The 13,225-nt window shown below is 67.5% G+C and carries 11 protein-coding genes; 1 reads left to right on the top strand and 10 read right to left on the bottom strand.

Annotation, left to right across the window (positions count from 1 at the left end; all coding sequences use genetic code 11):
• Window positions 1–27: 27 nt before the first annotated feature.
• The 5 genes from ATJ93_RS08880 to ATJ93_RS08860 all read right to left on the bottom strand — a co-directional run bounded on the left by ATJ93_RS08880 (window position 28) and on the right by ATJ93_RS08860 (window position 5,677).
• Entirely contained in the window at window positions 28–1,185 is a 1,158-nt protein-coding gene (locus ATJ93_RS08880; protein ID WP_120244302.1) for an ABC transporter ATP-binding protein, read from the bottom strand.
• Window positions 1,182–3,104: an ABC transporter permease gene (locus tag ATJ93_RS08875; RefSeq protein WP_211334040.1), complete on the bottom strand. Its 1,923-nt coding sequence runs from the start codon at window positions 3,102–3,104 to the stop codon at window positions 1,182–1,184. Before ATJ93_RS08875 ends, ATJ93_RS08880 begins: the two co-directional genes overlap by 4 nt.
• Before the next feature lie 54 nt (window positions 3,105–3,158).
• Window positions 3,159–4,328 carry a thiamine ABC transporter substrate-binding protein gene (locus tag ATJ93_RS08870; RefSeq protein ID WP_120244301.1) on the bottom strand — a complete coding sequence of 390 codons (1,170 nt, stop codon included), beginning with the start codon at window positions 4,326–4,328 and terminating at the stop codon, window positions 3,159–3,161.
• A gap of 216 nt (window positions 4,329–4,544) precedes the next feature.
• Window positions 4,545–5,381: an ATPase gene (locus ATJ93_RS08865; protein ID WP_120244300.1), complete on the bottom strand. Its 837-nt coding sequence runs from the start codon at window positions 5,379–5,381 to the stop codon at window positions 4,545–4,547.
• Window positions 5,378–5,677: a DUF5827 family protein gene (locus tag ATJ93_RS08860; protein ID WP_120244299.1), complete on the bottom strand. Its 300-nt coding sequence runs from the start codon at window positions 5,675–5,677 to the stop codon at window positions 5,378–5,380. The genes ATJ93_RS08865 and ATJ93_RS08860 overlap by 4 nt, the downstream gene beginning before the upstream one ends.
• Window positions 5,678–5,821: 144 nt before the next feature.
• On the opposite strand from ATJ93_RS08860, the gene ATJ93_RS08855 reads away from it, so the two are divergent.
• Complete coding sequence (locus ATJ93_RS08855; protein WP_120244298.1) at window positions 5,822–7,603, top strand: sensor histidine kinase; 1,782 nt, start codon at window positions 5,822–5,824, stop codon at window positions 7,601–7,603.
• 17 nt (window positions 7,604–7,620) lie between these two features.
• Here ATJ93_RS08855 and ATJ93_RS08850 read toward each other — a convergent pair whose 3' ends face one another.
• The 5 genes from ATJ93_RS08850 to ATJ93_RS08830 form a co-directional block, all read right to left on the bottom strand.
• Window positions 7,621–10,701, bottom strand: a complete 3,081-nt coding sequence (locus ATJ93_RS08850) for an FAD-binding and (Fe-S)-binding domain-containing protein (RefSeq protein WP_120244297.1) — start codon at window positions 10,699–10,701, stop codon at window positions 7,621–7,623.
• 171 nt (window positions 10,702–10,872) lie between these two features.
• Window positions 10,873–11,475, bottom strand: coding sequence for a superoxide dismutase (sod, locus tag ATJ93_RS08845; RefSeq protein ID WP_120244296.1), 603 nt, complete (start codon window positions 11,473–11,475; stop codon window positions 10,873–10,875).
• A 213-nt stretch (window positions 11,476–11,688) separates the two neighbouring features.
• Window positions 11,689–12,147: a DUF7344 domain-containing protein gene (locus ATJ93_RS08840; protein WP_120244295.1), complete on the bottom strand. Its 459-nt coding sequence runs from the start codon at window positions 12,145–12,147 to the stop codon at window positions 11,689–11,691.
• Window positions 12,148–12,392: 245 nt separating this feature from the next.
• Window positions 12,393–12,857 (bottom strand): nucleoside-diphosphate kinase, encoded by a 465-nt coding sequence (gene ndk / locus ATJ93_RS08835; protein ID WP_120244294.1) that lies wholly within the window; start codon window positions 12,855–12,857, stop codon window positions 12,393–12,395.
• A complete protein-coding gene (locus ATJ93_RS08830; protein ID WP_120244293.1) occupies window positions 12,854–13,225 on the bottom strand; it encodes a 50S ribosomal protein L24e in 372 nt (123 codons plus the stop codon). Before ATJ93_RS08830 ends, ndk begins: the two co-directional genes overlap by 4 nt.

Raw genomic sequence — 13,225 nt, 5'->3', positions numbered from 1 at the left:
CGGCGACGCGGTCACGCGCCGGTCCGCTCACGCACGCTCCACATCCAGGTCCACGACGTGTGCATCCTCGGGGGCGAATCCGACCGTCAACTCGCTGCCCTCGTCCGGGACGTCCGCGAGTCGTAACACGATCGGCACGTCGTTCCAGCGGCCGTGGACTCGCACCTGCTCCCCGAGGAACTCGGCGGTTTCGACGGTTACGACGAACTGGTTCTGCTCGATGGTGCGGGAGAGCGCGCCAGGCCGCACGCAGAAACAAATGCGGCCGCTCTCGAGTCGGTCCGTCGCTCCTGCCGCGGTCGCCCCCGAACCGTCCGAGCGCGCATCCGCCCCCGGCAGCCCGGCGAGTTCGACGGTCGTTTCGGTCCCGTCGATCGACACCTGTGCTCGGTCGCCGTCGCGAGCGACGATCTCGCCGTCGAAAACGTTGTTGTCGCCGACGAACTCCGCGACGAACCGCGTGTCTGGCTCGCGGTAGATTTCCTGGGGCCGGCCGACCTGTTCGACCCGACCGTCGCGCATCACCGCCACTCGATCCGAGATCGCCAGCGCCTCCGCCTGATCGTGGGTGACGTAGACGGTCGTGATCTCGAGTTCCGACTGGATCCGCACGAGTTGCCGCCGCAGCGACTCGCGCAGTTGCGCGTCGAGCGCGCTCATCGGCTCGTCGAGCAGGAGCAGGTCCGGCTCGGGCGCGAGCGCGCGAGCCAGCGCGACGCGTTGCTGTTGACCGCCCGACAGCTGGTCGGGCGAGCGCTCGCCCATCCCCTCGAGGTCGACCAGCTCGAGCAGGTCGGCGACGCGCTCGTCGGCGGTCGTGCCGGCGGGCGGGTCGCGGAACCGGAGCCCGTAGCCGACGTTCTCGGCGACGCTCATGTGGGGAAAGAGCGCGTAGCTCTGGAAGACGATCCCGACGTCGCGCTCCTCGGGCGGGACGCCGGCCATCGAGTCGCCGTCGAACGCGACGCGGCCGGCGGTCGGTTCCTCGAAGCCGGCGATCGTCCGCAGGGTGGTGGTCTTCCCGCAGCCGGAGGGGCCGACGAGCGTGAAGAACTCGCCGTCGCGGACGGTCAGGTCGACGTCCCTGAGGGCGACGGTCGCGTCCCCGACGGTCTCTGTCGTCTCCATCCCGTCGCCGCTGCCGCCGTAGCGCTTCGAGACGCCCTCGAGGCGGAGTTCGGTCACGGTTCGTACCTCCCGCCGACGCGGTCGACGACGACGAAACTCGCTGCGGTGACGATAAGCAGCAGCGTGCCCATGGCGATCGCGGGCCCGGAACGACGACCCAGGTAGCGTTCGACGGCGACGGGCATCGTGTAGCTCTCCGAGCCGCTGGCCAAAATCACCGTCGACGAGAACTCGCCGATCGAGATGGCGAAGGCGAAGGCCGCGCCGGCGACGATGCCGGTCGCGACCAGCGGCAGTTCGACGTCCACCAGCGCGCGCAGCCGCGAGGCGCCAAGGGCGCGGGCGGACTCGACCATTGCCGGATCGAGACTCGAGAGCAGCGGGGAGACGTTACGCGTCACGAACGGGTAGGCTGCGACCGCGTGCGCGACGACGATCGCGATCGGGCCCGTCAGCTGGAGCCGCCACCCGCCGGGTAGCGAGAGACCGAAGACCAGCCCCTGCAGGAGGCCGATCCCGAAGACGACGCCGCTGACCGCTAAGGGAAGCATCGCGAGCGTGTCGATCGCCGTGCCGAGCCGGCCGGCCCGCACCGTCAGCACCGAGATCACGACGCCCATCGGCACCGCCACGGCGAGCGTCGCGACGCCGAACAGCAAGGAATTGCGGATCGCCGGCAGCGGCTGGGTCTGGAAGCTCGCGCCCTCGAGTTGGCGCTCGAGGAGGAAGGCGTAGTGGCGCAGCGTCAGGCCGCTCCCGTCGGTGAGACTGCCCACCACCAGACTCGCCAGCGGGCCGACGAAGACGACGACGGCGACGAGCCCGTAGGCGGCGATCGCGAGTCGTCGGGCGGTCAGTACCGTCCGCCGGTCCGGAAACAGCGGCTCCTTCGGAGGCGGCGACGCGGCCTGCGAGAAGCCCGCCTGGGCGGATTCGTACCGGAGGTAGGCGTAGGTCAGCCCGAGCGAGAAGGTCGTCTCGAGGATCGCGAGCGTGGCGGCCTCGGCGTAGTCGAGTTGCTGGATGCGGTCGTAGATCCAGACCTCGACGGTCGCCAACTGGAGCCCCCCGAGCGCGAGCACGATAGGGAAGGTCATGAACGTGAACACGAAGGTCAGCAGGGCGCCGGTGAGGACGGCCGGCGCGAGCTGGGGGACGACGACGTCCCGGAACGCGCGCCGCGGGCCGGCGCCGAGGCTGCGGGCGGTTTCGACGGCCCGGATGTCCACCGACTCCCAGGCGGCGACGGTGAGCCTGGCGACCAGCGGCGCGTTGTAGAAGGCGTGGGCGACGATGACGATCGCGAGCGGGTTCGACTCGATGAACGCGATCGGTCCGACGCCGACCAGCCCGAGCAGGCCGTTTAACGTCCCCGCGCGGCCGAACATCGCGTAGAAGCCGACCGCGACCATGATCCCCGGCAGGACGAACGGCAGGATCGTCAGCGAGCGCAGCGTCCGCCGGCCGTAGAACTCGTAGTTCGCGAGGACGTACGCGGCCGGCAGTCCGAGGGCGACGCTCGCGGCCGTCGAGAGAACGGCCTGGTAGGTCGTAAAGCCGAACAGACCCTTGCGAACGGCGGGCGCGTCGAGGCCCAGCCGCGGCACCGGCACCTCGAGGCCGACGCCGGGAACGACGACCCCCTCGAGCGACGGCGAGATAGAAATCGCCGCGAGCCAGCCGACCAGTCCCTCGAGGTGGCGTCCGATCGCGAGCGGATCCGCGAAGACCTCCGCGAGGACCCCGAAGTAGAACGGGTCGGTTAGCACCGCGCGGAAGTTGGCGAGCGTCGCCGCTCCCTCCTCGCCGACGGCGTTGACGAAGACGACGCCGACGGGGACGTAGAGCACGACGACGAGGATTACCGCCGTGACGATCGCCGCGAGGTGGAGTCCGCGGCGCTCGAGCCAGCCGCTCACGGCGTCGGGAACGCGCTCGAGCGCGGCACTGCTGTGATCGTCTGAGGCGGTGGACACGGTTCGGTCGAGAGACAGGTGTCGCGGTACGGGACGGTAAGATGGGCGATTCCGTTACTGGCTGGCGAACTCGCGGGCCCAGTCGTCGACCCACTGATCGAGGTTCCCGCGGAGCCGGTCGTAGCCGACCGTCACCGGCTCCGGCGGGACGTGGGCGTACTGGTCGAACTCCTCGTCCAGATCGACGTGGTCGTCCGCGACGGCGGGGAACTGGACGTTGCGCTGGGCGATCTCGGCCTGTGGTTCGTTCGAGAGGACGAAATCGAAGAACGCGTTCGCGAGATCGGCGTTGTCGCTGTCCTCGAAGATCGCCATCCCCTCCGGGTTCGCGTACCCCTGGTCGTTCAGGAAGGCGACTTGGTGGCGCGAGAAGTCGTAGTCGTACTCGTTGGCGTAGACCTGATCCGTCGAGTAGGAGACGACCATCGGCCGCTCGCCCTCCATGTACGCGCCGGAGTAGGACTCGGTCCAGTCGTCAAGGATGCGGACGCCGTTGTCGTCCAACTCCCGCCAGTAGTCGAGGTAGCCGTCCTCGCCGAAAGCGTCGATCGTCCACAGGAGGAACGCCTGCCCGGGGTCGGAGGCCTGGGCGTTCTGGGCCAGCAGCGCGTCCTCGTAGGCGGGTTCGGTCAGATCTTCGAAGGTCCGGGGTTCGTCGACTTCGTTCTCGTCGTAGACGAGGCTGATGTACCCCGTGTCGTAGGGCAGTACGCGGTCGTGGGGGTCACCCATGTCGAGGCCGTCGCGGACCCGTCCGGCGTGCTCGAGGCGGTCGCGCTCGAGTTCGCCGAACAGGCCGCCGTCCCCCAGATTGTCGTCGACGAGGACGAGGTCGTCGACGTTCAGCCCGAGGTAGACGTCGGGTTCGATCTCGACGTCCCGGGACGCTCGCTCGATGTAGTAGTTGATGCCCTGCTCGGGCAGACGCGTCCACTCGAGGGTCACGTCGGGGTACTCGGCCTCGAAGGCCTCCTTGAGCCACGGCCCGGCGGAGTTCTCGGTGTCGATCATCGACTCGTAGGTGACGACCTCGAGCGTGCCCTCGAGGGTCGATGCGTCGGAGTCGTCACCGTCGTTCGAGTCGGTGCCGTTGCCGGCACCGTTTCCGTCTCCACCGTCACCGTTCCCGCCGCCGTTTCCGCTCTCGTTCTCCTGCGTCAGGCAGCCGGCGACGCCGATGACGGTCCCGCTACCGACGGTCCCGAGGAAGGTTCGTCGTCTCATTACGCGGTTGTTCTACTGAGTGGTCTTAACCGCTGTGATCGTGAGACGGCCGTGTCGATCCCTGCCAATGCGAGTCTCGAGGCCGGTACTCGGTAGGCAGAGACGACGCGACTGGCCTCTCGAGCGGCCAAACGCGACCGCGGGCAGCAAAACGAAAAAGTGGATGCAACCGGCCGAACGGCGGAATCGAACCGGCGGCCTGTCGCCGCGCACCGATCAGACGTTCTTCGCGGCGGCCAACAGCGCGTCGTACGCGTCCGCGTACGCCTCGGCGATCCGCGCCGGATCCTCACGCCCTACGTCGCTCAGCGGCGGCAACTGCACCCGCTCGAGCGGGTCGAGATACTCGAGCACGTCGGGCACGCGCTTCTCGAGGCGACCGTCCTGCGGGCTCGAGCTCGCGATTTCGCAGGCGCGACAGTAGCGGTCGCCGGGGTAGATTCGGGCACGGCCCGGTTCGACGGCCGCGACCGCGGCGACGGCGGCCGGATCGAGCGACTGGAGCGGCTGGGCGATGTCGCCGTAGGATTCGACGACGGCGACGTCCGCCGATTCGATCTCGGCGGCCAGCGACTCGAAGGCCGGGACGTAGCGTTGCTCGGCGATTTCGTTGAACTCCGCGACCGTCTCGACGGCGACGGCGTCCTCGAGCGGCAGCGCCTCGGCGACCGCCTCGGGAACGTCCGCGGTAGCGTTGCGAACGAACGTCGGAGACTCGTCCTCGCTTGGGCGGCCGACGCGATCGACGACGAACTCCCGATCGGCGCGCCCGAGCAGCCCCGTGCCGCCGTCGGGCGCCGGTCGCCACAGTCGGTGGACCGGATTCAACTGTTCGGGCGCTCGAGCGCCGTTCTCGGCACCGGCGAGTCGCTTCGCGTCCTTCCCGTAGAGGCGGCCGTCCGACAGCGCCCGCCGGCAGTCGTCGTAGTCGAACCAGTAGTCGTTGCCCGCGCGGGGCTTGTAGCCGACCGCGCCGGTCCGCTCGAGCAGGCCGACCGAGAAGGTGGTCTTGCCGGCGTCGACGCGGTCGGCGCCGACGACGAGGAAGATCATGCGTCGGCGTCGTCGGCGTCGTCGGCCTCGTCTTCCTTGAGCCCGTAGTAGCCGGGCTCGTCGTCGCTGCGCGGTTCCGCGACCACGAGGTCGTCAGAGTTCGTCATAATCCACGGAATCGCCCAGTCTAGCAGGATAGCTTCGGTTTCCTCCTCGATCTCCGCGTCGGGCTCGAGACCCTGCAGCAGTCGGGCGATCTCGTAGACGGTGTACATCTGGTCGGCCTCGAGGAGCTCCTCGGGCGTGTAGAAGTCACAGGGTGGCAGGCTGTCGAACTCGGATTTCGGAACGGGCATAGTCGGACGTATCGGCGGGGCGCCACAAGACCGCACCGATACCGGTCGCGCCGTCGCGTTTCCGGCGTGGCGACGGAGGCGGAACTGTCAACACGAATACCATTGGCCACAGGGACTTATTACCCAGCTACTAGATACGGATCGATGCCAATCGGGAACGACCTCGTTCTCGCCGCCTACGCCGTCGCAACGGTCAGTGCCGCCGTTCTCGCCGGCGTCGTCTGGCGGCGGCGAGAACGGTGTGGGGCCGTCGCGCTCGCGGCGGCGATCGCGGGGGCGGCACTCTGGGCGGGATCGTTGTTTGCACTGGTCGCCGTCGACAGCGTCGTGGTCTCGACGTTCCTGCTCCGGTTTCTCTACGTCGGCGTCGTCGTCAGCGTTCTGGGCCTGTTCCTGTTCATCCTCGAGTACACCGGTCGCGAACACCTCGTCACCCCGAGGACCGTCGCGTTGCTCTCGATCGAACCCGTCCTCGTCGTCGCGCTCGCGTTTGCGAATCCCGGAGGCGTGTTCTTCGAATCTATCGAACCCGACCCGACGACGCCGGGCGGGATTTCGGTCGAGATGGGGTTCGCGTTCGACGTCCACCTGGTCTACTCGTATCTCCTCCTGCTCGTCGGCACCGCGATGGTCGTCGAGTCGCTGTACGCCGCCCGATCGCTCTACCGGGGTCAGGCCGCAACCCTCCTCGGCGCGACGACGGCGCCGCTCCTCGCGAACGCCGTCCACACGCTCGAACTCTTCGGACTGGGCGACATCGATACGACGCCGATCGGCTTCGTCGTCGCGGGCGCGCTGTTCGCAGTCGCGATCGGCCGCTACCGATTGATCGACATCGTTCCGATCGCTCGCCACCACGTTCTCGATACGATCGCCGAAGGCGTGTTCGTCGTCGACCGCAACGATCGACTCGTCGACGTCAACTCCGCCGGTCGTCGGTTCATCGACAACGAGGACGAGACGCTCGTCGGCCGACCCATCGAGTCGCTCTTTTCCCCCGCTTCGATCGACCTGTACGAAGCGCTCACGGCGTCTCCGGACAAGAGCCGAGACGTCCTCTCCGTGGGTGACTCGTACTACGACGTCCGGGTGACGCCGGTCGACGACGGCCGGGGCCGCCACGTCGGCTGGATCGTCGTCGCATCGGACGTCACGGAGCGAAAACGCCACGAGCGGGAACTCGAGCGCCAGAACGAGCGTCTCGATCAGTTCGCGAGCATGGTTTCGCACGACCTGCGGAATCCGTTGAGCGTCGCCGACGGCTACGTCTCGCTCGCGCGAGAAACCGGCGACACGTCCCACCTCGAGGACGCTGAACGGTCGCTCGAGCGCATGGAGACGATCATCGACGACGTGCTCGCGCTCACCCGCGACGGCGAGGAGGTCACCGACCCGGAACCGGTCGCGCTCGAGTCCCTCGCCGAGCGGGCCTGGGAGCACGTCGACTCGGCGGCTGCGACGCTGACGGTCGACGCGACCGCGACGATCCGCGCCGACGCGGATCGAACGACCCGTCTCCTCGAGAACCTGTTTCGCAACGCGATCGAGCACGGTCGGCCGGCCGCCGTGCCGGAGCCCCAGACCGCTGACGGCTCAGACGAGGCCGACGATCCGGACGCCGATGGATCGAGCACGATCGAAATCACGGTCGGGACGATCGGCGACGAAGGTGCGCTCGAGGGGTTCTACGTCGAAGACGACGGGCGCGGTATCGCGCCCGAACAGCGCGATCGCATCTTCGAGAGCGGCTACACCGGCGACGGGGACGGTACGGGCCTCGGGCTACGCATCGTCGAGCGGATCGCCGAGGCCCACGGCTGGACCGTCGCGGCGACCGAGAGCGAAGCCGGCGGTGCCCGATTCGAAATGACCGGCATCGAAAGCGAACGCGCTCGGGCGAACCGGGTCGATTCTTCCTCAAAGTGAGCGACCGTCGCAGCGGCTTACTCCGCGAGCCCTCGAGCGAGCAGTTCGACCGGGTGGGGCGGTCGGTCGTAGCCGTCGAAGTCGCCGATCTGGGTCCGACAGGAGGTGCCGGGGGCGACGACCGTCGGGTCGTCGGCCGCGTCAGTATCGGCGTCGGCGGCGTTCGTCGCGAGGGTCTCGAGTTGCTCCCGAAGCAGGTCGCCGATGGCGGTCGAGAGGTCGTAGTGCTCGGCTTCGTAGCCGAAGCTGCCGGCCATCCCGCAGCAGCCGGAATCGACCGGGTCGACCCGGTAGCCCGCCCGGCGGAGCACGCCAACCGCGTGATGGTCCGCGCCGCGGGCTTTCTGGTGGCAGTGGCCGTGGACCGTCAGCCGCTCGCCGGCCGTCTCGTCGCGGAAGGCGAGGTCTTCGTCCAGCCGGTGCTCGTCGAGGTACTCGCAGATCCCGTAGGCGTTGGCCGCGAGTCTCTCGAGGCGATCAGTCTCGACGCCGTCCGCGCCTCGATCCGCACTGCCGCCCAGCAGCGACCGGTACTCGTCGACGACCATCGACGCGTCCGAGGGTTCGACGAAGACGACCGACCAGCCCCTCTCGAGGTACGGCGCCACGTCCTCGAGCAGCGCCCGACCCCGTTCGGCGGCGACATCGAGCATCCCCTGGGAGTAGGCCGCACGGCCCGTCGGCCCGAGGTCGGGAACTGCGACGTGGATATCGGCGGCCTCGAGCACCTCGACGGCGGCTTTCCCCGGCGCCGGGTTCGAGTAGTTCGTGTACGTGTCGGGGTAGAGGACGACGCCCGCCGTCGCCTCGTCGGGATCGACCTGCGGGCCTCGATCGGCGAACCAGTCCACGAGCGACTCGCGCCGGAACGTCGGCAGCGTCCGGTCAGCCGCGATGCCGATCGTTCGCTCGAGGGCGGTCCTGGCGCCCGGCAGTTCGGGCGCGCGGTTCGCGAGCGGGGCGACCGCGCTCCCCAGCGCCGCGAGCCGGTCGACGTTGCCGAACAGCCGCTCGCGCAGCGACAGGCCCTCGCGCTCGTGGTAGCCGTGTTTGACCTCGGCCTTGAGCTTCGCGAGGTCGACGCCGGTGGGGCAGTCGCTCTGACAGCCCTTGCAGCCGATACAGAGGTCGAGCACCTCCCGCTGGAACCGCTCGCTGAACCGTTCCTCGGGGTCGATCTCGCCGCTGATCGCCGCCCGGAGCAGGTTCGCGCGTCCCCGGGTCGTCGCGATCTCCTCCTCGGTCGCGCGGTAGGTCGGACACATCACGTCCGAATCCGTCTGCCGGCAGGTCCCGCAGCCGTTGCACAGTTCCACGAGGTGCGAGAAGCCGCCTTCCTCGTCGAATTGCTGCGCTGTCCGGGGCTCGAGGCTGGCGTAATCGGCGCCGTACCGGAGGTGATCGCGGATGTCCGTGGGATCCTCATCCCGGTAGACGACCTTGCCGGGGTTCAGCCGCCAGTCCGGGTCGAACGCGGATTTCACGTCCTTGAACGCCTGCCAGAGGTCCGGCCCGTAGAGCTTCGGGTTGAACTCCGTGCGCGCGAGGCCGTCGCCGTGTTCGCCTGAGAACGATCCCTGGTGCTCGAGGACGAGGTCCGTCACGTCGGCGGCGATCGACCGCATCTTCTCGATATCGTCTTCCTCCTTGAGGTTCAGTACGGGCCGGATGTGCAGCGTTCCGACGCCAGCGTGGGCGAAGTACGCCGCCGTCGTGTCGTGGGCCTCGAGAATCTCCTGAAAGCCGTCGACGTACGCGGCGAGTTCGTCCGGCGGAACGGAGGCGTCCTCGACGAACGGGTACGGCTTCGGATCGCCCTCCATGCTCATCAACAGCGGGATCGCGGCCTTCCGGAGCTTCCAGAGCCGCTCCTGCTTGGCGGGCGAAAACGCCTCGATCGAGTCGAACGCGGCGCCCGCCTCGACGAGGTGCGTCTGGGCGTCCGCGATCGCGTCGGGCAGGTCGTCGAACACCTCGTCGTCGAACTCGAGCATCAGCGCCGCGGCGGTGCCGTCGGGAATCGGCTCGGCGTACTCCGCGTACTCCTGGGAGTCCGCGGCCAGCCGGAACACTTCCTCGTCCATCAACTCGACGGCGCTTGCCTCGAGAGCGAGCGCGTCGGGCACCGCGGCGAGGGCCTCGAGCAGGTCGTCGTAACAGCAGACGACGAGGGCGGTTTCCTCGGGGCGGGTGACCAGCGAGAGCGTCGCCTCGACGACGACACCCAGCGTCCCTTCGGCGCCGACCAGCAGTTTCGAGAGGTTGATCGCTCGATTTCCGTCTTCGTCCTCCCGGATCACCTTCTGCAGGTTGTACCCGCTGACGCTGCGCTTGAGTTCCGGATACCGGGCCTCGATTTCCTCGGCGTTGTCCTCGACGACCGCGCGGACCGTTCGGTAGATCGCGGCCTCGCGGTCGTCCTTTCCGACGATTCGGTCCCACTCCTCGCTGTCGAGGACGACGTCCCGCGTCCGGATCAGCGAGCCGTCCGCGAGGACGACCGTACACTCCTCGACGTAGGCGTCCGTGATGCCGTACCGAACCGAGTGGGCACCGGTCGAATTGTTGCCGATCCCGCCGCCGATCGTCGCCCGGTTCGAGGAGGCCGGGTCGGGCGCGAACTTGAGCCCGTGGGGCTCGAGGGCGTCGTCTAAGTCGTCCTGGACGACCCCGGGCTGGACGACGGCCCGCCGCCCGTCGGGATCGATCTCCTGGATCTCGTCCATGTGGCGCGACAGGTCCAGCACGACGCAGCCGGGGCCGACCGCCTGCCCGGCGAGCGACGAGCCGGCCCCGCGGGGCAACACCGGCGCGCCGTGGTCGGCCGCGACGCGAACTGCAGCTTTGACGTCGGCAGTATCTCGCGGGAAGACGACCCCTGCGGGCTGGGCCCCGTAGATGCTGCCGTCGGTCGCGTAGAGCACGCGCGTGTACTCGTCGAACCGGACGTCGCCGCGGCAGGCGGCCTGAAGGGCGGCGGCCAGCCGTGCGTCGCCCTCCCCGCTCTCGTCGCCCGCGTCTCCCTCGCGTTCCCGCTCGCGGTCGCTGCCCTGGATCGATCGATTCCTCCCGGTCGTCCGTCGGTCCTCGACGGCCATGTACGCCCTCACTCGACATCCATCCTGATAAATAGTGGTAGTTATTCACACTCGCGGAACTGTCGGGGATCGCAACCGATTGCGGTCGACGGCACTACTCGAGGCCGAGCGCCGGTGCTCTCGAAGGATGCGCGAAAGAAAATCGGGATTGACCGAGTCGTCGCGTCCTGCTTACTCGAAGTGGTCGACGCACTTCTGGTATTCCTCTTCGACGCTGTCCCAGTTGACGACGTCGAAGAAGGCGTCGATGAACTCCCCGCGATCCGGGCCGTAGTCGTAGTAGTAGGAGTGCTCCCAGACGTCCAGCGCGAGGATCGGGTGGGCACCCCAGAGCGCGCCCTGATCGTGCTTGTCGACCGCGAGGTTGCGCAGCTGCTTGGCGACCGGGTCGTACACCAGCAGGGCCCAGCCGCCGGCGGCGCCGGCAGCCTTCTGGAATTCGCCCTTCCAGCCCTCGTAGGAGCCGAAGTCCTCCTCGATGCGGTCGGCGACGTCGCCCTCGGGTTCGCCGCCGCCGTCGGGGGACATGTTCTCCCAGAACAGCGTGTGGAGATAGTGGCCACAGCCGTTGTGGGTGACGTCCTTGAGAGCCCCGGGCGTCGATCCGTAGTCGCCCTCCTCGCGGTTCTCCGCGAGGGTTTCTTCAGCCGAGTTGAGGCCGTTGACGTAGCCCTGATGGTGGGTGTCGTGGTGCCAGGTCAGTACCTGCTCGGAAATCGACGGTTCCAGCGCGTCGTAATCGTACGGAAGTGGTGGAAGCTCGTGGTCTGCCATATGAATCACCTACAGGGTTCGTGTCGACAGCTTGCCTGTTAAGCGTTGAGGAGTGAAACGGTACCACACCTCATGGGTTCGTCCCGTGACGGGCTCACGGGACAGTACCGAATGCCACCACGAGCACCGTGTTAAACCTTTCAACGCCACTTATCGGTGAGCGGGCGAGAAGACGGTACGTCACTCGAGCGGCGTCGGTTCGTTGCGACCGAGCTACAGTTCCTTGTGATAGGCGTGCTCGAGCCACTCCTCGAGCGACGGCTGGGTCCAGTACCGAACGGTCTCGCTGCGGGGGTCGTGCTCGAGGACCCCGGCATCCTCGAGCTTTGGCAGATGAATATGCTGCAGTTCCGTCTGAATCTGCTGGCGTCGGTCGCCCGTCGCAGTCGATACGGATGCAGCGTCGGATTCGCCTGTCGAGTTGGAGGAGGAGTCGGACTCGATCTCGGATTCCGAGAGGGACTCGGTGTCCGCCTCGGTCTCGAGCGTTCGACGCTCGAGTCGAGCAACGTGGTCCGTGAGATCGTCGATCGTCGCGACGCCATCCGGCTGGTCGTAGAGGTAGTACAGCGCGAAGCGCCGCCGCCGATTCGAGAGGAGATCGAAAACGAGGTCCAGCGACGGGGTCGCGTCGGTCGCCACCATCGTCGATGCCCGCTCCCGTTCACGCATCCACAGACCACCTACCGTATGTTACCATTCGAAACCACCACCCGCCCCTACTCTAGCCGACACATTAGATGTTACGTCTCTCTAGACCAATACCTGTCTTTAATGCGTTACTAGATCAAAAGATAGAATGGCCGGTTATTGTGTGATCGTAAACACAGCGTCGTGACTGGGGAGAACGTAAAAAACGGAAGAACGCAGTCCAGCACGGATACCGTCGGCAAACCGACGGGTCAAAGCGTTGAGCGTTACTCGTAGAGCCACTCGGCGTCGTGCTGGTCGTAGTCGATCAGTTCGTCGTCGTCGAAGTGGATCGCGATCTCGCGCTCGTTGGCGCCCTCGTCCTCGTGGTCGGCCGCGTGAACGACGTTCCGACCGAGATCGAGCGCGTAGTCGCCGCGGATGGTTCCGGGCTCGGCCTCGAGCGGGTCGGTCTCGCCGATCATCTGGCGGACCTGACGGGTCGCGTCCTGGCCCTCCCAGACCATCGGGACGACGGGACCGGAGGTGATGAAATCGACGAGGTCGTCGTAGAACGGCTTGTCCTCGTGCTCGCTGTAGTGTTCCTCAGCGCGCTCGCGAGGCATGTTCTCGACCTTGATGCCGACGAGCTTGAGCCCGCGGTCCTCGAGTCGAGAGATGACCTCGCCCACGAGCCCGCGTGCGAAGGCGTCGGGCTTGACCATCACGAAGGTGCGCTCGTGATCGCTCATTGTTCGGCCTCCTCGGTTTCGGCCTCCGCGTCCTCGGTCTCGTCGACGGTTTCGTCCCCGGCAGGGACGTCCTCGTCATCGTCCTCGGCGACCTCGGTCGCTTCCTCGACATCCTCGTCTTCGGCGGCGTCGACCTGCTCGGTCTGGTCGGCTTCCTCGTCGGCGGGCGTGTCCGCCTGAGCGGGGCCCTTGCCGCGACGACCTTCCTCGGTCCACTCGAGATCGCGCGGTTCGCGACCGAGCTTGTAGTTTTTCTCCGCCTTGGAGTCGACGAAGTGCAGCACGGTGCCGTCGTTCTTGACGTACATGATACCCGTGCCGGGCTCGATCTCTTCGCCCGTGTAGTCGCAGGTGCGTTTCTCGACCAT

The organism is Halopiger aswanensis (assembly GCF_003610195.1).
GTDB lineage: Archaea > Halobacteriota > Halobacteria > Halobacteriales > Natrialbaceae > Halopiger > Halopiger aswanensis.
The sequence above is the reverse complement of the archived record's forward strand: the minus strand, read 5'-3'. Positions and strand labels throughout refer to the sequence as shown.

Excerpts from the sequence above, each read along its gene's own strand:
- sod (WP_120244296.1), bottom strand. The coding sequence starts at position 11,475 with ATGGCAGACCACGAGCTTCCACCACTTCCGTACGATTACGACGCGCTG.
- ATJ93_RS08850 (WP_120244297.1), bottom strand. The coding sequence starts at position 10,701 with ATGGCCGTCGAGGACCGACGGACGACCGGGAGGAATCGATCGATCCAG.
- ATJ93_RS08830 (WP_120244293.1), bottom strand. The coding sequence starts at position 13,225 with ATGGTCGAGAAACGCACCTGCGACTACACGGGCGAAGAGATCGAGCCC.
- ATJ93_RS08865 (WP_120244300.1), bottom strand. The coding sequence starts at position 5,381 with ATGATCTTCCTCGTCGTCGGCGCCGACCGCGTCGACGCCGGCAAGACC.
- ATJ93_RS08840 (WP_120244295.1), bottom strand. The coding sequence starts at position 12,147 with ATGCGTGAACGGGAGCGGGCATCGACGATGGTGGCGACCGACGCGACC.
- ATJ93_RS08860 (WP_120244299.1), bottom strand. The coding sequence starts at position 5,677 with ATGCCCGTTCCGAAATCCGAGTTCGACAGCCTGCCACCCTGTGACTTC.
- ndk (WP_120244294.1), bottom strand. The coding sequence starts at position 12,857 with ATGAGCGATCACGAGCGCACCTTCGTGATGGTCAAGCCCGACGCCTTC.
- ATJ93_RS08870 (WP_120244301.1), bottom strand. The coding sequence starts at position 4,328 with ATGAGACGACGAACCTTCCTCGGGACCGTCGGTAGCGGGACCGTCATC.
- ATJ93_RS08855 (WP_120244298.1), top strand. The coding sequence starts at position 5,822 with ATGCCAATCGGGAACGACCTCGTTCTCGCCGCCTACGCCGTCGCAACG.